Annotated in this window: 16 protein-coding genes; 10 read left to right on the plus strand and 6 right to left on the minus strand. The window is 73.5% G+C overall.

Annotated elements, in window-relative coordinates:
• The first annotated feature begins 3 nt into the window (after positions 1–3).
• The 4 genes from AB0C04_RS19790 (at position 4) to AB0C04_RS19805 (ending at position 4,176) form a co-directional block, all read left to right on the plus strand.
• A complete protein-coding gene (locus AB0C04_RS19790; protein WP_357056412.1) occupies positions 4–945 on the plus strand; it encodes a DUF3152 domain-containing protein in 942 nt (313 codons plus the stop codon).
• Positions 946–1,077: 132 nt separating this feature from the next.
• Complete coding sequence (locus AB0C04_RS19795; protein WP_357056416.1) at positions 1,078–1,887, plus strand: DUF3152 domain-containing protein; 810 nt, start codon at positions 1,078–1,080, stop codon at positions 1,885–1,887.
• A gap of 164 nt (positions 1,888–2,051) precedes the next feature.
• Positions 2,052–3,233: an adenylyltransferase/sulfurtransferase MoeZ gene (gene moeZ / locus AB0C04_RS19800; RefSeq protein ID WP_357056419.1), complete on the plus strand. Its 1,182-nt coding sequence runs from the start codon at positions 2,052–2,054 to the stop codon at positions 3,231–3,233.
• Positions 3,234–3,288: 55 nt separating this feature from the next.
• Positions 3,289–4,176 carry a prenyltransferase/squalene oxidase repeat-containing protein gene (locus AB0C04_RS19805; RefSeq protein ID WP_357056422.1) on the plus strand — a complete coding sequence of 296 codons (888 nt, stop codon included), beginning with the start codon at positions 3,289–3,291 and terminating at the stop codon, positions 4,174–4,176.
• A gap of 104 nt (positions 4,177–4,280) precedes the next feature.
• On the opposite strand, the gene AB0C04_RS19810 is transcribed toward AB0C04_RS19805, so the two are convergent.
• From AB0C04_RS19810 to proB, 3 genes are read right to left on the minus strand one after another with little or no spacing between them, the layout of a single operon-like run.
• Entirely contained in the window at positions 4,281–4,466 is a 186-nt protein-coding gene (locus tag AB0C04_RS19810) for a hypothetical protein (RefSeq protein WP_357056425.1), read from the minus strand.
• A 10-nt stretch (positions 4,467–4,476) separates the two neighbouring features.
• Positions 4,477–5,718, minus strand: a complete 1,242-nt coding sequence (locus AB0C04_RS19815; protein WP_357056428.1) for a glutamate-5-semialdehyde dehydrogenase — start codon at positions 5,716–5,718, stop codon at positions 4,477–4,479.
• Positions 5,719–5,759: 41 nt separating this feature from the next.
• On the minus strand, positions 5,760–6,917 hold the full coding sequence (gene proB, locus AB0C04_RS19820; RefSeq protein WP_357056431.1) for a glutamate 5-kinase: 1,158 nt from the start codon (positions 6,915–6,917) through the stop codon (positions 5,760–5,762).
• Between the two features lie 13 nt (positions 6,918–6,930).
• Between proB and AB0C04_RS19825 the strand changes: the two genes are divergently transcribed.
• From AB0C04_RS19825 to AB0C04_RS19835, 3 genes are read left to right on the plus strand one after another with little or no spacing between them, the layout of a single operon-like run.
• Positions 6,931–7,233, plus strand: a complete 303-nt coding sequence (locus AB0C04_RS19825; protein WP_357056434.1) for an MGMT family protein — start codon at positions 6,931–6,933, stop codon at positions 7,231–7,233.
• Positions 7,234–7,276: 43 nt separating this feature from the next.
• Positions 7,277–8,689, plus strand: coding sequence for an MFS transporter (locus AB0C04_RS19830; protein WP_357056437.1), 1,413 nt, complete (start codon positions 7,277–7,279; stop codon positions 8,687–8,689).
• Positions 8,690–8,716: 27 nt separating this feature from the next.
• Positions 8,717–10,243, plus strand: a complete 1,527-nt coding sequence (locus tag AB0C04_RS19835) for an aminotransferase class V-fold PLP-dependent enzyme (RefSeq protein WP_357056440.1) — start codon at positions 8,717–8,719, stop codon at positions 10,241–10,243.
• Here the strand turns inward: AB0C04_RS19835 and AB0C04_RS19840 are convergent.
• Both AB0C04_RS19840 and AB0C04_RS19845 read right to left on the minus strand, forming a co-directional pair.
• Positions 10,234–11,439, minus strand: coding sequence for a hypothetical protein (locus tag AB0C04_RS19840; RefSeq protein WP_357056443.1), 1,206 nt, complete (start codon positions 11,437–11,439; stop codon positions 10,234–10,236). The genes AB0C04_RS19835 and AB0C04_RS19840 overlap by 10 nt on opposite strands.
• A complete protein-coding gene (locus AB0C04_RS19845; protein WP_357056446.1) occupies positions 11,432–11,992 on the minus strand; it encodes a sigma-70 family RNA polymerase sigma factor in 561 nt (186 codons plus the stop codon). The genes AB0C04_RS19840 and AB0C04_RS19845 overlap by 8 nt, the downstream gene beginning before the upstream one ends.
• A 145-nt stretch (positions 11,993–12,137) precedes the next feature.
• Between AB0C04_RS19845 and AB0C04_RS19850 the strand changes: the two genes are divergently transcribed.
• The 3 genes from AB0C04_RS19850 (at position 12,138) to AB0C04_RS19860 (ending at position 16,164) form a co-directional block, all read left to right on the plus strand.
• Positions 12,138–12,716: an NADH-quinone oxidoreductase subunit B family protein gene (locus AB0C04_RS19850; protein WP_357056449.1), complete on the plus strand. Its 579-nt coding sequence runs from the start codon at positions 12,138–12,140 to the stop codon at positions 12,714–12,716.
• A 79-nt stretch (positions 12,717–12,795) separates the two neighbouring features.
• Complete coding sequence (locus AB0C04_RS19855; protein WP_357056452.1) at positions 12,796–14,727, plus strand: carboxypeptidase-like regulatory domain-containing protein; 1,932 nt, start codon at positions 12,796–12,798, stop codon at positions 14,725–14,727.
• 120 nt (positions 14,728–14,847) lie between these two features.
• Positions 14,848–16,164, plus strand: a complete 1,317-nt coding sequence (locus AB0C04_RS19860; protein ID WP_357056455.1) for a DUF2252 domain-containing protein — start codon at positions 14,848–14,850, stop codon at positions 16,162–16,164.
• 30 nt (positions 16,165–16,194) lie between these two features.
• On the opposite strand, the gene AB0C04_RS19865 is transcribed toward AB0C04_RS19860, so the two are convergent.
• Positions 16,195–17,241 (minus strand): glucose 1-dehydrogenase, encoded by a 1,047-nt coding sequence (locus tag AB0C04_RS19865; protein WP_357056458.1) that lies wholly within the window; start codon positions 17,239–17,241, stop codon positions 16,195–16,197.
• Between the last annotated feature and the right edge of the window lie 92 nt (positions 17,242–17,333).

The following is a 17,333-nucleotide window of genomic DNA, read 5'->3' on the forward strand; positions in this document are numbered from 1 at the left end:
CGGATGCCCAGCTCACCGCCACGCCGAGCGGCCGACCCGGTCCCGCCGGCCGCTCGCCGCCCGGTCGGCCACGGGCCACCGGCCCACCCCGCCGGCCCGGGCGGATCGCGCTCCGGTGCCCGGCCACGGCGCCGCCGGAGCGGGCTGCTCCAGTCGCTCGCGCTGCTCGCCGCAGCGCTGCTGGCCGTCGGGGCGGCGGTCACGGTGGTCGCCGAACATCCAAAGGTCGAACCGGCGCGGGAGGTCCGCGAGGAGGCCCTGCCGCTGGTGGCCGCGCCACTGCCACCGGTCGCCCCGCCGTCGCCCACCCCGTCGCCGTCGACTCCGCCACCGCCGGTGTTCCAGTTGTCCGGGTCGTTCCCGTCGGCCGGCCCCGGGCGGTTCGGCTACGACGAGCGCACCGGGCCGGTGCTGGGCGAGGCCGGGCAGGTGCAGCGCTACCGGGTCGCGATCGAGTCGGGCAGCGGTGAGGACGCCGCCGAGTTCGGGCAGGCGGTGCAGGTCGCGCTGACCGGGCCGGGCAGCTGGGTGGACAGCCGCCGGCTGCGGTTGCGTCAGGTGCCGGGTGACGCCGACGCGCACTTCACGGTCTACCTGGCGACGGCTCGCACGGCGGGGCAGATGTGCGCCAGGGGTGGCGTCGACATCCGGATCAACGGTCGTCCGTACACCTCCTGCCGGGCGCCCGGCAAGGTCATCATCAATCTGGACCGTTGGCGGCTCTCCGTCCCGCACTTCGTCCGGGCGCGGATCCCGTTGTCGGTGTACCGGACGTACGTGGTCAACCACGAGGTCGGGCACCAGTTGGGGCACCGACACGAGCGCTGCCCCGGCAGCGGCCGGCCGGCGCCGGTGATGATGCAGCAGACTCTCTTCCTGAACGGTTGTGTGGCCAACCCGTGGCCATACCGGAACGGCCGCCGCTACGCCGGCCCGTCGTTGTGAATCCGGCTCTTTGCACCCTTTGTCGTTCATATGGCGATTCATGCCCAGTAGTGCGGAGGTTGCCCCCGCTATTGCAGCGGCATTGGCGTTAAAAGCGAGGAAATGCCCGTTTAATCTGGCACGCTGGGATTCATGACGTCGTCGTACCCTTACGGCCCGCCTGGCCGTACCGGCCGTCCGCCCAGCCCACATCGGCGGGCCGCGCTGGTCCGGATGTACCGGCGTCGCCGTCGCGCGGTGCTGCTCAGCCTGGTGCTGCTCCTGGCGGCCGCCGTCGGGGTCGCCGTCGCCCGGACCGGTGCCCCGCCGCCGGCCCCCGCCGGCCAGGTCCGGCTTCCCCAGGGCGCTGGGGCGCACGCCGCGCCGCACGTCGTCCCCTCGGTGGGCGCGGGCAGGTTCAGCGTCGCCGAGGGCCGCACCGAGGTGCGGGGCGAGGACGGCCCGCTGCGCCGCTACCGGGTCGTCGTCGAGCAGGGCACCGGTCAGGACGCTGACGCGTTCGCGGCCACCGTGGACGAGACACTGGGCGACGCGCGCAGCTGGATCGCCTCGGGGGAGCTGCGGGTGCAGCGGGTCGCCGAGGTGGCCGCCGCCGACTTCACCGTCTATCTGGCCACCCCGGTGACCTCGGAGCGGATGTGCGCCGAGGGCGGGTTGAGCACCGAGGGCTACACCTCCTGCCGATTGCCCGGGCAGGTGATCATCAATCTGGCCCGCTGGATGGAGGCGGTCCCCGACTACGACGCCCCCCTCTCGGTCTACCGGACGTACGTGATCAACCACGAGGTCGGGCACGAGTTCGACGAGGGGCACGAGGCCTGCCCGGCACCGGGTCAGCCGGCGCCGGTCATGCAGCAGCAGACGTACGGCCTGGACGGCTGCCTCGCCAACGCCTGGCCCTACCTCGACGGCCGCCGGTACGCGGGCGAGATCGTGCCCTGACCCGCCGGTCCACGCCGCGCTGGACCTCGCGGGGATCCGAGGCATCGGTGGTTGGCTTTATTCCCGGTCCCGGATGCCGGGCTACGTGTCCTCCCTCATGGCCGACCGGGCCCCGCCCGAGCGACAATGGCGCGGTTTAGACCGCCGATCCCGGGGAGTCCACCGTGTCGTTGCCCCCGCTCGTCGAGCCCGCCGCCGAGCTGACCGTAGACGAGATCCGCCGCTACTCACGCCACCTGATCATCCCGGACGTCGGGGTCGAGGGGCAGAAGCGGCTGAAGAACGCCCGGGTGCTCTGTGTCGGCGCCGGCGGCCTGGGCTCGCCGGCCCTGATGTACCTCGCCGCGGCCGGGGTCGGCACCCTCGGCATCATCGACTTCGACACCGTCGACGAGTCCAACCTCCAGCGCCAGATCATCCACGGTGTCTCCGACATCGGGCGCTCGAAGGCCGAGTCGGCCGCCGCGAGCATCCGCGAGATCAACCCGCTGGTCAACGTGGAGATCCACAACACCGCGCTGGACCGGGAGAACGTCCGGGAGATCTTCGCCCAGTACGACCTGATCGTCGACGGCACCGACAACTTCGCCACCCGCTACATGGTGAACGACGCGGCGGTGCTGCTCGGCAAGCCGTACGTCTGGGGCTCGATCTACCGGTTCGACGGCCAGGCGTCGGTGTTCTGGGCCGAGCACGGCCCCTGCTACCGCTGCCTCTACCCGGAGCCCCCGCCGCCCGGCATGGTCCCCTCCTGCGCCGAGGGCGGCGTGCTCGGTGTGCTCTGCGCCTCGATCGGCGCGATCCAGGTCACCGAGGCGATCAAGCTGCTCACCGGAATCGGTGAGCCGCTGGTCGGCGGGCTGATGGTCTACGACGCCCTGGAGATGTCCTACCGCAAGATCAAGGTTCGGAAGGACCCGAACTGCGCGCTCTGCGGCGAGAACCCCACCGTCACCGACCTGCTGGAGGACTACGAGGACTTCTGCGGGGCGGTCTCGGTCGAGGCGCAGGAGGCGACGGTCGACGCGACCATCACCGCGCTCGAGCTCAAGGAGTGGCAGGACGCCGGCAAGGACATCTTCCTGGTCGACGTGCGGGAGCCGGCCGAGTACGACATCGTCCGGATCCCCGGCTCCACGCTGATCCCGAAGGGCGACATCCTCTCCGGCGACGCGCTCGCCCGGCTGCCGCAGGACCGGCAGATCGTGCTGCACTGCAAGTCCGGCGTGCGCTCCGCGGAGGCGCTGGCCGCGCTCAAGGCGGCCGGGTTCCGGGACGCGGTGCACGTCCAGGGCGGCGTGCTCTCCTGGATCAAGCAGGTCGATCCGGCGCTGCCCGCGTACTGACTGTCACGTCGAAGGGGCCCTTCCGGCACCGGAAGGGCCCCTTCGCGTACCCGGGGTGGGCGGTGTGACCTCGGCCGAGCTACCGAGGCGAAATCGCGTTTGCGCCGGTAGCGTGTCCGCCGTGGTCGACTTGGACGCCGCGATCGGCTTCGTCGTGGCTCACGGAGATGCGGTGGAGCGTGCCCGCCTCTCCCGGCTCCGTACCGGCGCGCCGACGCCGCCGGAGCTGCTCGAAATGGCCGAGGCCGGGCAGTCGCCCGACGGCGGGTGGCCGGCGACCCTGGACGGCGACGTCGCCTCGGTGGACGCCACCTGCTTCCGGCTGGCCGAGCTCGACGACCTCGGTGCGCTCGGTCGGCCCGCCGCCCGCAAGGCGCTGGACTGGCTGGCCGCCCGGCAGCTCGCCGACGGCGGTTGGGAGGAGGACGAGTCGCTGGCCGGCGTGGCCCCCTCCTGGGCCCGGCCCGGCGACCCGGAGGCCCGCTTCTTCCTGACCGCGAACGCCGGCTACTGGCTCGCCGTCGCCGGCCGGGACGCCCGAGCCGGCGGCCCGCTCGACAGCCGGGTGGGCGGGGCGTACGCCGGTGTGGTGCACGGCGCGGCGGAGGCGCTCGCCGGGCAGCTGGGCCCGGACGGCAGTTGGCCGTCGTTCCTGCCGGCGGGGTGGCTGAGCGCAGCGGTCTTCCACGGGCAGCACCGCTACGACGAGTCGGCGCGGATCCTGGTGGCGCTCGCCAGCCGGTTGCCCGGGATGTCCGCGGCGGACGCCGCCTGGCTGGCCGCGACGCTGCGCCGGGTGGACCTCGACGGCACCCACCCGACGATGCTGGCGGCCCACCGCCGGCTGGCCGAGACGCAGCGCAGCGACGGCGGGTGGGAGAGCGACGACGGGCACCAGTTCGACGTGCACACCACCCTGGCCGCCATCCGCGGCTGCCGCTGAGCCGCCCGCCGGCAGAGCGGCGGATCCCGACCGAGGACCACCGTCGGCCGGCGCCGGGCCGGTTGGGCGACGGTCAGGCCGACCGCCCGCCGGGTGGGCTGCGGTCAGTCGGACAGGCCGGCGTCGATCAGCAGCCGCCGCCAGTTGTCGGCGTACCCGCCGGCGTTTCGTCCCCGGCGCAACCGCTCGTCGCGTACGCCCGGCCCGAGGACGGTGGCCACCAGCCCGCGCAGCAGCGCCAGCTTCCGTTCGATCCGGGCCAGTGCGGCGGTGTCGTCCGGGGCGTCCATCCGGCGCAGGCTAACGCAGGTGACCGTCGCCGGTCACGACGTACTTGGTGCTGGTCAGCTCGGGCAGCCCCATCGGGCCGCGGGCGTGCAGCTTCTGGGTGGAGATGCCGATCTCGGCGCCGAAGCCGAACTCGCCGCCGTCGGTGAACCGGGTGGAGGCGTTGACCATCACGGCCGCCGCGTCCACTCGGGCCACGAACTCCCGGGCCGCGGTGGTCGAGTCGGTGACGATCGCCTCGGTGTGGCCGGTGCCGTAGCGCCGGATGTGCGCCACCGCCGCGTCGAGCGAGTCGACCACGGCGACCGAGATGTCGGCGGAGAGGTACTCGGTGGCGAAGTCCTCGTCGGTGGCCGGCACGACCGCCGCGGAGTGCGCGGCGACCCGCTCGTCGCCGTGCACGCTCACCCCCGCCTCGGCGAAGGCGGCCAGCACCGGGGGCAGGAAGGCGTCGGCGACCCCCGCGTGCACCAGCAGCGACTCGGCGGTGTTGCAGGTGGAGAGGCGCTGGGTCTTGGCGTTCAGCGTGATCGCGACAGCCTTGGCCAGGTCGGCGGCGGCGTCCACGTAGACGTGGCAGTTGCCCACGCCGGTCTCGATCACCGGCACGGTGGACTCCTCGACCACGGTGCGGATCAGCGACGCGCCGCCGCGCGGGATCAGCACGTCGACCAGGCCGCGGGCGCGCATCAGCTCCTTGACCGACTCGCGGGAGGTGGCGTCGAGCAGCTGCACCGCATCGGCCGGCAGCCCGGCGCCGGCGATCGCGTCGCGCAGCACCGCGACCAGCGCGGCGTTGGAGTGCGCGGCGGAGGACGAACCGCGCAGCAGTGCCGCGTTGCCCGACTTCAGGCAGATTCCGGCGGCGTCGACGGTCACGTTGGGGCGGGCCTCGTAGATGATGCCGACCACGCCGAACGGCACCCGGATCTGGCGCAGCTCCAGCCCGTTGGGCAGGGTCGAGCCGCGGACCACCTCACCCACCGGGTCGGGCAGCGCTGCCATCTGTCGCAGCGCGTCGGCGATGCCGGCCACCCGGCCCTCGTCGAGGGCGAGTCGGTCCAGCACGGCCGCGCTCAGCCCGGCCTCCCGGCCGGCCGCCAGGTCCGCCGCGTTCGCGGTCAGGATCTCCGGGGTACGCGCCACCAGCGCGTCGGCCATCGCGGCCAGCGCGGCGTCCTTTGTCGTACGGGTCGCCACGGTCAGCGCGTTCGCCGCCTCGCGGGCCCGTCGCGCCTGTTCGGTCACGCTCACGCCGGCACTCCTCCGGTTGGGCGGGGCGCCCGCGGCCCCGATCACAGCAGCACCAGGTCGTCGCGGTGGACGACCTCCCGTTCGTACGCCGGGCCGAGCGCCGCGGCGAGTTCCGACGTGGAGCGACCGAGCAGCCCGGGCAGCTCCACCGCGTCGTAGTTGACCAGCCCCCGGGCCACCGGCGCGCCCTCGGCGTCGACCAGGTCCACCGGATCACCTGCGGTGAACGCCCCGTCGACCGCGGTGATGCCCGCCGGCAGCAGCGACTTGCGCCGCCCGACCACCGCGGCGACCGCGCCCGGGTCGAGGTGCAGCCGGCCCCGGGGCGCGGTCGCGTGCGCGAGCCAGAACAGCCGCGCGGCGGGGCGTTGCCGCTGCGGGTGGAAGAGCGTGCCGACCGGCTCGCCGGCCAGCGCCGGGCCGGCGAGCGGGGCCGCGGTGAGCACCACCGGGATGCCGAAGCCGGTCGCGATCCGGGCCGCCTCGACCTTGGTGACCATGCCGCCGGTGCCGACCCCGGAGCGGCCGGTCCCGCCGATGGTGACGCCGGCGAGATCCTGCTCGTCGCGGACCTCGGTGATCCGGGTGGAGCCCGGCCGGGCCGGGTCGCCGGTCCAGAGCGCGTCCACGTCGGAGAGGAGCACCAGCAGGTCGGCGTGGACGAGCGCGGCGACGAGCGCGGCCAGCCGGTCGTTGTCGCCGAACCGGATCTCCTCGGTGGCCACCGTGTCGTTCTCGTTGACGATCGGCACCGCCCGCAGGTCGAGCAGCTTGCGCAGGGTGCGGTACGCGTTGCGGTAGTGCGCACGCCGGGTCACGTCGTCGACGGTCAGCAGCACCTGCCCGACGGTCAGTCCGTGCCGGGCGAAGCTGGCCGCGTACCGGCCGATCAACTTGCCCTGGCCGACGCTGGCGGCGGCCTGCTGGGTGGCCAGGTCGCGCGGGCGCCGGGGCAGGCCCAGCGGGGCCAGGCCGGCCGCGATGGCGCCGGAGGAGACCAGCACCACCTCCCGGCCGTCGGCAGCGAGCCCGCCGAGGGTGTCGACCAGCGCATCGACCCGCTCGTCGGCCAGCCCGCCGGTCGCGGTGGTCAGCGAGGAGGATCCGATCTTGACGACGACCCGCCGGGCCGCCGTGACAGCGTCGCGCACCCGCCCATTCTGCGTGGTCAGGGCGGCAGTGCCCGGCGGCGTTCCCATATGGTGGCCGATTGTGACACCTGACGAGTACGTCGAGGCGGTGCTCGACCTGGTCGACCGGATCCCGCCGGGGCGGGTGATGTCCTACGGCGCGGTCGCCGACGCGTTGGCCGAACGTTCGGGTCGCGCCTCGGCGCGGTTGGTCGGCAACATCATGGCCCGGCACGGCGGCTCGGTGCCCTGGCACCGGGTGGTCACCTCCGCCGGCCGGTTGCCGCCGGGGCACGAGCGGGAGGCCCGGGCCCGGTTACGCGCCGAGGGGACGCCGTTGCGCGGCGACGGGGTGGACATCGGGGCGGCCGGCTGGTCGCCGTAAGAGGGATGTGACCGCCGCCATAACGTGAGTAACATTCGGCGCCATGGACGCGCCGCCGGCTGGGCCGGCTTCCGTCCCGGGCGGTCTGCCGCGTCGGGTGCACGGCGGTTACGCGCTCGGTTCGCTGGCCACCGGCGCCTTCGGCACCGTGCCCGGGCTGCTGTTGCTGCCCTACCTGACCGACACGCTGGGCGTGGCCGCCGGTCTGGCCGCCCTGCTGGTGCTCCTGCCGAAGGCGTGGGACGTGCTGGTCAACCCGGTGGCTGGCCGAATCTCCGACCGCACCCGGTCCCGCTGGGGAGCCCGCCGCCCGTACCTGCTCTTCGCCGGGCTCGCGCTCGCCCTGCTCTTCGCCGCCATCTTCGCCGCGCCGTTCGGTGCCGGCGGTGCCGGCGCCGCGTACGCGGCGGTCGCCTTCCTCGCCACCGCCACCGCGTTCGCCTTCTTCCAGGTGCCGTACGTGGCGATGCCGGCCGAGCTGACCGACGACTACGCCGAGCGCACCCGGCTGATGACGTGGCGGATCGCGGTGCTGGCGCTGGCCATCCTGATCTCCGGTGCGGTGGCGCCGGTGGTGGTGACCGCGGGTGGCGAGGGGCTGGCCGGGCACCGGTGGATGGGACTCTTCGTCGCGATGCTGATCGCCCTGGGCGCGGTCGGCGCGTTCCTCGGCACCCGGACCGCCCCGGCGGGCGCGGTGCGGGACAGCGAGCCGAGCCTGCGCGCGCAGCTCGCGGTGGCCGGCCGAAACCGGCCGTTCCGGGCGCTGCTGACCTGCTTCGTGGTGCAGTCCGCCGGGGTGGCCACCGTCCTCGCCGGGGTCAACTACTTCGCCGATCAGATCCTGCGCGATCCGCGAACCGGCGCGACCCTGCTCTTCGCCTCCTTCGTCGGGCCGGCGCTGCTGGTGATGCCGCTCTGGACCCGGGTGGGCGCGCGGGTGGGCAAGCTCGCCGCACTGGTCGCCGCCTCGCTGCTCTTCGCCCTGGGCGCGCTGGCGCTGATCGCCGCCCCGGTGCTGCCGGCGGCGGCGGTCTACCTCGTGGTCGCGTTGATCGGCGTCGGGTACGCCGGTCAGCAGGTCTTCGCGCTCGCGATGCTGCCGGACTGCATCGCCTGGGACGAGGCGCGCACCGGCCGGCGGCAGGCCGGTGTCTTCACCGGGATCTGGACCGCCGGGGAGACCCTGGGGCTGGCGCTCGGCCCGGGCATCTACGGCCTGGTGCTCCAGTTGACCGGCTACGTCTCCTCCGACACCGGCACCGCCGCCGCCCAGTCCGACACCGCCCGCCTCGGCATCCTGCTCGGCTTCACCGTCCTGCCCGCTCTCCTGGTCGCCGCGGCCCTGCTCCTCCTCCGCCCCTACGACCTGACCCCCGCCCGCCTGGCCACCGCCGCCACCCAGCCCGACGCCCGCGTCGATCAGGCAGTTGTGGTGGGGGACGAAAGCCGCTGACCCGTACCGGAAGGGCACCAGAACTCCATGATCGACGAAGCGAACGGTGGAAGCGCGTTGCCGGAGCGGGGGGTGCCCGCGGAGCAGGTCCTCGACGAGATCCGGGGGCTGCGGGCGGGGGACCGGCCGACGCACGGCGGGCGGCTCTTCGCGTACGTGTACGACCCGGCGGTGCCCGGGCTGGACGAGCTGGCCGCCACCGCGCACGCGGCGAGCGCACACGTCAACGGGCTCGACCCGACCGCCTTTCCGTCCCTGCTCGCCATGGAGAACGCCCTGGTCGCCGCCGCCGGCCGGCTGCTCGGCGGCGGCCCGGGCAGCACCGCCCCGGACGTCGTCGGCAGCGTCACCAGCGGTGGCACCGAGTCGCTGATCCTGGCGGTCAAGGCCGCCCGGGACGCCCACCCCGAGATCGCCGCACCGCGCATCGTGGTCCCGTCCAGCGGGCACGCCGCCTTCGCCAAGGCCGCGCACTATCTGCGGGTGGCGCTCGACGTGGTGCCGGTCTCCGCCGAGACGCTGCGCCCCGACCCGGCCGAGATGGCCGCCGCGATCGGGCCGGAGACCGTCCTGGTGGCCTGCTCCGCCCCGTCGTACGCGCACGGCGTCCTCGACCCGGTCGGTGAGATCGCCGCAGCCGCCGCGGCGGCCGGGGTGCGCTGTCACGTGGACGCCTGCTTCGGCGGCTGGACCCTGCCCTACCTGCGCCGGCTCGGCACGCCAATCCCGGCGTTCGACTTCGCCGTGCCCGGGGTCACCTCGATCTCGGTCGACCTGCACAAGTACGCGTACGCCCCGAAGGGCGTCTCGGTGCTGCTGCACCGCGACCCGGCGCTGCGCGCGCCGCAGTACTTCGCGTACGCCGACTGGCCCGGGTACACGATGGTCAACCCGACCATCGCCTCGACCCGCTCCGGCGGCCCGATCGCCGCCGCGTACGCCACCCTGCGCCACCTCGGCGACGACGGCTACCTGCGGCTGGCGTCGCTGACCCGGGACGCGGTCGCCGGGCTGGCCGCCGCGGTACGCGCCGTCGACGGGCTGCGACTGATGGCCGAGCCGGAGTCCACCGTGGTCTGCTTCACCAGTACCGATCCCGACCTGGATTTGTTCGTGCTGGTCGACGAGCTGGCCGGGCGCGGCTGGCACACCCAGCCGCAGCTGTCGTACGCCGACCTGCCGGCCAGCGTGCACCTCACCGTCACCGCGTCGGTGGCCCCCCGGGTGGCCGAGTTCGGCCCGGACCTGGCCGCCGCGGTGGCCGCGGCCCGGGCGTCCGGCCCGGTCGAGCTGCCCACGGAGCTGCTCGCCCTCGCGGCCACCCTGACCCCGGACGCGCTCACCCCGGACCTGGTCGCCGGTCTCGCCGCGGGGCTCGGCCTGGGCGCGGGAGTGCCGGGCCGGATGGCTCCGGTGAACGCGCTGCTCAACGCCGCCCCGCCGGCGCTGCGCGAGCGGCTGCTGGTCGAATTCGTCGGACTGCTCCAACGACCGGCCTGGAGCGGTTCCGGTGTGGCGTCCGCAGTCGCCACACCGGGCCCTGGTCAGCGGTAGTCGATCGTCACCTCGTTGTCGCTGCTGTCCGTCTCCAACATGTTGTGTCCGCCCGGTCCCTCCGGCCAGACCCTCAGCGGGGCCTGACCGGGGGTCAGGCTGACGCCGGCGGCCACCTTCACGTCCAGGGTGAGCCGCACCTCGCGGCGTGACTCGACGTCGGTCAGGTGGCAGAACACGAGCAGGGTGGCGTGCCGGTTCTGATCACAGCCCGCCCAGCCGTCGCCGGTCAGTTCCAGCGCTGTCGGCAGTTCCAGTTGCAGCACCGCGTCCCGCACCGTCCGGTCGCCGTCGTTACGGACCCGGACGGTGAACGAACCCGACCGGGATCCGTCCGTTGCGGTGGTCAGGACCAGGTCGCCGGCGACGAGGCCGAGGTCCGCGGAGTTCGGGTTCGGACCGAACCCGGTCGGGCCGGACACCTGCTCGAACCCGTCGCCGGTCCAGCGGTAGCCGCGCCACTGGCGCTGGGAGTACTCCTCCGGCCAGCCACCGCCGGGTGCGATGTCGAGCAGCTCGACCCGGACCTCGCCGTCGGCGCGTACGTCCAGGGCGGTCAGCCATCCGGGGGCCGGCCGGCCGGTGCCGATCACCCGACCGAGGGTCACGACCTCACCGGCCGCGTCCCGGTCGAACGCGATCACCTGGGCCGGCCCGCGGGTGCCGAACACGCAACGGACCAGGGCGACAGTTTCGGTCGCGCCGTCGCCGTCCAGGTCGCCGTGGTCGACCGCGATGAGCGCGTTGGTGTCGTCCTTGACCGGTTCGGCGGCCAACCGCACACCCTTGGTCGGGCACCCCGCCGGTGAACTCCAGGCCGGCAGTGACACCGGGGTGGCGAGCAGCTGCGCCCGGCTGATCCGACCGTTCGGCGCCGCCCCGGTCGGGCTGGCGCTGCTGGCCACCGGCGACGCCGTCGGGCTGGCCGTCGCGCTCGCCGACAGGCTGGGCGTCGGGCTGGCGGTGGGGTCGACCGGACCGGGCCGGGGCGTCGGACCGTCCAGGGCCGCGTACCCGAGTATCGGACCGGCCGTGAGCGCCAGCGCCGCCGCGACGGCGGAGCCGAAGGTCCGGCGCCGACGCAGGCGTACGGTGCGGCGGACCGCCGCCGGTCCCGGCGGCTCGATCTCGGCCAGCACCTCGGTGCGGTACCGGGCGAAACGCTCGGCGAGTGCGATGGACTCGTGCTCAGACATCCTGAGCCTCCTCGGTCGTCTCCCGCAGGGACGCGGCGAGCGAGGCCCGGCCCCGGTGCAGCCACGACTTGACAGTTCCCTCGGCCACCCGTTCCTGGGCGGCGATCTCGGCGATCGGCAGGTCCGCCAGGTAGTGCAGGATCACCGCGCGACGCTGCTTCGTGGGCAGTGCCGCCAGGGCGGCCTCCAGCGCCACCCGGTCGGGGTTCGGCCCGGCCACGTGGATCTCCCGCTGCCGCACCAGCCACGATCGGGCGGTACGCAGCCGTCGCCAGCGGTTGTGGGCGAGGTTCCAGGCCACCCGCCGGGTCCAGGCCAGCGGATCGTCGTACCTGGACACCTGGTCCCAGCGGGCGAAGGCCCGGCAGAACGCCTCCTGTACGAGGTCCTGTGCCTGACCGACGTCACCCGTGTAGGCCCGTAGCTGCACGACGAGGCCCCGGAAGTGGGCGTGGTAGAAGTCGTCGAAGGTCAGCTCCGGCTCGTCGGACGTCCTGACCGGGTGCGGGTCCGGTGGGGCGCCACCGGCCCGTACGTCTCTCGTCACACTCACTCGTCCTCCCCGTGGCGATCGCGGACCCCCTGGCCGCGACCCGGCTTCCCGAGACGCCGTCTCCCGCCAAGGTCGTCAGCGGCCCTCCGGGTTGCGCCCGGCGACTGTGATTGACTGTCGGTTGGGTGACAGGAGGGAGGCGGTCGTGCAGCTGCCGGGAGTGCTCGGCGAGCCGATCCGGTTCGTGCTGAACTGGGGCCGTCGCTACTCGCTCTGGGTGTTCAACTTCGGTCTGGCCTGCTGCGCGATCGAGTTCATCGCCACCAGCATGGGCCGGCACGACTTCATCCGGCTCGGCGTGATCCCCTTCGCCCACGGCCCCCGGCAGGCTGACCTGATGGTCGTCTCCGGAACGGTCACCGACAAGATGGCGCCGGCGATCAAGCGGCTCTACGACCAGATGCCCGAGCCGAAGTACGTCATCTCGTTCGGCGCCTGTTCCAACTGCGGCGGACCCTACTGGGACTCGTACTCGGTCACCAAGGGCGTCGACCAGCTCATCCCGGTCGACGTCTACGTGCCCGGCTGCCCACCCCGGCCGGAGGCGCTGCTGCACGGCATCCTGCGGCTGCAGGAGAAGATCGCCGCCGAGCAGGCCGGAATCGGCGGCGTGGCCCGGCCCGATGCGCTCGCCCCGCCGGTGGACGCCGCACCCCGCGACGGCGCGGCCCCGCGCTCGGTCGAGTCGCTCACCGCTGCACCGGTCCGTCCGCCGGGGTCCTGAGTCGGACCGGCCGACCGACGGCGGCTTGCGAGCCGACCGGATGGTCTTCGATGTCGGCGACTGTCGCTAGGTTGCTGGCATGAGAACCATGCGGGCAACGGGGGCCGCCCTCCTGGCGGCGCTCGCCATAGTCACTCTCTCCGCTGCTCCGGCAGCCGCCGACACCGTCGGCTACACCGGCGTGGTCCGCGATCCCGATGGAAACCCCGTCGCGAACGCCTGCCTCGCCCTGCACACCTCCGCCACCGACGTCGCCGCCGAGCACTGCTCCGACGCGTCGGGCCGCTACACCATCCCGGGTGCGTGGGAGGCGCCCGACTACAAGATCCGTGTGCACGCCGAGGGGTTCCGCACCGAGTGGTGGTACGGCGCCCCCGACTATCTGAACGCCGACCCGGTGAGCATCCCGGCGGGCAGCGTCGTGGAGCGCGACGTCACGTTGGGTCGGGGCGCCGGCAGCATCAGCGGCCGGATCACCGACCAGTACGGCACCCCGGTCCAGGCCACTGTCACCGTGCACGGCGAGGGCGACGCCTACGAGGCCATCGCCTACACCTCGGTCACCGGGACCTACCAGCTGAGCAATCTGCCTCCCGGCGGCTACCGGATCTCCGTCTACGACAACCAGCGCGGTGTGCAGTGGGTGCCGCGCAAGGAGATCCGGGAGGAGGCCACGGTCTTCACGGTCGCCGACGGCGACGCCCTCACCGTGAACGAGTGGCTGCTGCCGTTGGGCACCGTCAAGGTCGTGGTGACCGACGCGGTGACCGCCCTGCCCGTGCCCCGGCCGTGCGTCTACGTCCACGGCGGCCGTGACGAGTCGGTCTGCGGCGTGAACGGCATCGTGGACGTGCTCGACGTACGGCCGGGCACGTGGGAGCTGGACGTCTCGGCCGGGGCGTCGTACTTCCCGGCGGATCCGAAACCGACCGTCGACGTGGTGCGCGGTCAGGTGACCAGGGTCGGCTACCAGCTCCGGCCCGGTGCGGCGGTCGCCACCACGGTGCTGGACGCGGCGAGCGGGCAGCCGGTCGGTGGCATCTGCGCGCACCTGGTCCAGCCGAGGTGGGGCGGGCAGTCCGCCCACATGCGGCAGTACTGCTCGGCCGACGACGGCCACCTGGAGGCCGGCCCGTTCGAGGCCGACGAGCTGGGCACCTGGCAGCTCTACGCCTTCCAGCCGATCGGCCCGTACGACCCGCCCGCCACCCGCTACGGCGCCCAGTGGGTCACCGCGAACGGCGGCAGTGGCGACCAGCGGGAGGCGCTGCCCGTCACGCTGCGGGCGAAGGAGACGGTCACCATCCCGCCGATCCGGGTCGACCCGCCGGGCAGGATCACCGGCACGATCCGTAACGCCGCCGGCGCGGCGGTCTCCGGTGTCTGCGCCTACCCGTTCGCCTTCCACCCCGGGCAGGGGGCGATCTTCGGCGCGAACTGCTCCAACGCCCAGGGCCAGTACACCCTCAGCGACCTGGGCCCGTACCGCTGGCCGGTGGAGTTCGCACCGAGCAGCGCCAGCGGGTACTCCTGGCAGTGGTCCGGCGACGTCGCCGACCGGTTCGCCGCCACCCTCACCAAGGTCGGCCCCGGCGCGACGGCCACGGTCGACGCGCGCCTGGCCACCGGGGGCGTGCTCGCCGGCAAGGTCACCGACGGCGCGAGCCCGGTCGACGCCGGCTACGTCTGGACGTACAACGCCCGCACCGGTGACATCGCCAGCGCCTCCTACGCCAACATCGCCCGGGACGGGACGTTCGCCGTGCGTGGACACCGCACCCAGGAGGTGTACGTCGAGTACTGGAGCCTGACGAAGGGTTGCTGGTACGCCCCCGGCGGTCGCTACGGCACCAAGGTGGCCGTGACGGCGGGCGCCACCACCACGATCGCGGCCAACATGAGCCGGACCTGCGGGCTGCGGCCCTACACCGCCGCCCAGTCCGGAATCGGGACCGCGAGCGGCCCGCCGCTCGCGCCGATCATGGCGGCGCCGACCCGGGCCGGTCGCTGACCCTCGGCCGTACGTCAGGTCGGCGCGGTCGGTCCGGTGGGTAACACCCGCCGGACCGACCGTCCGCCCGGCTCGGTCGGCCGAGCGCTCCGCTGGCCGGTGGGGGTTAGCCTGCGCAGCATGAGCACCTCCGCGGACGAGCGTTCCGCCTACATCATCGACGTGCTGACCGGCGAGTTCGGGGCGTCGATGTCACTCGACCCGGCCGCGTTCCGCCGCAAGTTCCGCAAGATGGCCGCGTCGCCGTTCGCCTTCTACCGGGGCAGCGCCTCGCTCTTCTACGCCGACCAGCGCGGCGACTTCGCCGACGACCGCTACCTCGACGAGCGGACCAGCCGGGTCTGGATCCACGGTGACCTGCACGCGGAGAACTTCGGCACCTACATGAACGCCTCCGGCCAGTTGGTGTTCAACGTCAACGATTTCGACGAGGCGTACGTCGGGCCGTTCACCTGGGACCTGAGGCGGTTGGCGGCGAGCGTGGCACTGCTCGGCTACGCCAAGGCGCTCTCCGACCGGGTGATCAGCGAGCTGGTCAGCGGTTTCGCCCGCTCCTACCTGACCGAGCTGCGCGCGATCGCCGCCGGCGGCGACGACGCGATCGGCTCGATCACCCTGGACAACGCCGATGGTGTGCTGCGCCGCGTGCTCCAGCAGGCCCGGCTCAACACCCGGGTGGACCTGCTCGCCGCGCAGACCACGATCGACAACTACGAGCGGCGGTTCTCCGTCGGCGACGGGGTCTTCGAGGTCGACGGGGCCACCCGGGAGAAGGTCCTCGCCGCCTTCCAGGGCTACCTGGGCACGCTGCCCGTGTCCTCGGCGCGGCTGCGTCCGGTGGAGGCGCGGATCAAGGACGTGGTGCTGCGCAAGGGGGTGGGCATCGGGTCGGCCGGGCTGCCGTCGTACAACCTGCTGCTGGAGGGGCACACCCAGGCGTTGGAGAACGACGTCGTCATCTACATGAAGCAGGCCCAGGTGCCGGCCGTCGCCCGGCACATCCCGGACCAGTCGGTCCGCGGCTACTTCCAGCACCAGGGGCACCGGACGGCCGAGTCGCAGCGGGCGCTCCAGGCGCACGCCGACCCGTGGCTGGGCTTCACCCAGCTGGACGGGGTCGGGCAGCTGGTGGCCGAGGTCTCCCCGTACGCCGCCGACCTGGACTGGGCGGACGTCAACGAGCCCGAGGAACTGGCCGGGGTGCTGGCCGACCTCGGTCGGGCGGTGGCCCGGATGCACTCCGTGGCCGACGACGAGTCCAGCCACGACCTGGTCGACTACTCCACCGAGGAGGCGATCGTGGCGGTGGTCGACCAGGACGAGCCGGGCTTCGTCACCCACCTGGTGGAGTTCGCCCACGCGTACGGTGTCCGCGCCCGGCAGGACCACCAGCTCTTCGTGGACCTGTTCCGCAACGGCCGGCTGCCCGGCATCTGACCCAGCACCCACCGCTCGGCGGATGGCGGGTCAGGCGGCGAAGTCCAGCACCACCTTGATGTCGTCCGGCCCCGGAACGTACGCATCGCGGAACCGCGAAGCCGGCACCCGGCGACTGATCAGCGAGCTGAGCCAGTACTGGTCGGCCCGGGCCAGCGCCTCCGCGGCCAGATCCCAGTGCCGTCGGTTGGCGTTGACCGAGCCGAAGACCACGTTGTTCTCCAGCACCAGCGCCCGGTTGAGCGCGCCGGCGTCGAAGTCGATGGACCGGCCGCCGCTGGAGACGCCGGTGAGGCAGACGATGCCGGTCGGCGCGGCCTTGCACATCACGTCGAGCACCACCTTCGGCGCCCCGGTGCACTCGAGCACCACGTCCGGCTCGAAGTCGAGGTCGTTGACCTGCACCGAGTGGTAGGTCGCGCCCAGCGCGTGCACCAGCTCCGGCTTGGGTCCGCTGGTGGCCCGGTCCAGCACGTGCACGGACAGCCCGCGCTGACTGGCGAGCAGCGCGGCGAGCAGGCCGATCGGCCCGGCACCGGTCACCAGCACGCTGCGCGGCTGCCACTCGGCGCGGTGCCCGATCCGTTCGATGTGGTCCCACGCCTTCGCCACCACGCTGGTCGGTTCGAGCAGCATCCCGACCTGCGCGAGGGCCGGGTCCAGCCGTACCGCGAACCGGGGCGGCACCCGCCAGCGGTCCCGGGCGAAGCCGTCCAGCGCCTTGATGCCGTGCTCGGTGTACTGGCCGTTACGGCACATGTCCCACTCCCCGACCGCGCAGTTCGGGCAGGGCACCGGGTCCGGGTAGCGCACGATGCCGGCCACCAGGTCGCCCGGTTGCAGGCTGCCGGTCGGGTCCTCCATCACCCGGCCCAGCGACTCGTGCCCGATCACCAGGCGCGACCTGCCGGGCGGCGCCTCGCCGTACTCGCCCGCGACGATCTCGTGGTCGGTCCCGCAGACCCCGACGGCCAGGGCCTGGACCAGGACCCCGCCCTCTTCGGCCACCGGCTCCGGATGGTCGTCGACCAGTTCCAGGGAGTCGGCGACCCCGGGGGTCACAGTCACGGCGCGCACGTGTCTCATCTTGGCCTGCCGGCCCGGCTTCCGCCCGGCAAAGCGGCAGATGGCCCACGGGCGGGCCGACCCAGCCGGGCGTCGTCCGGGCC

The organism is Micromonospora sp. NPDC048909, from assembly GCF_040649635.1.
Lineage (GTDB): Bacteria > Actinomycetota > Actinomycetes > Mycobacteriales > Micromonosporaceae > Micromonospora.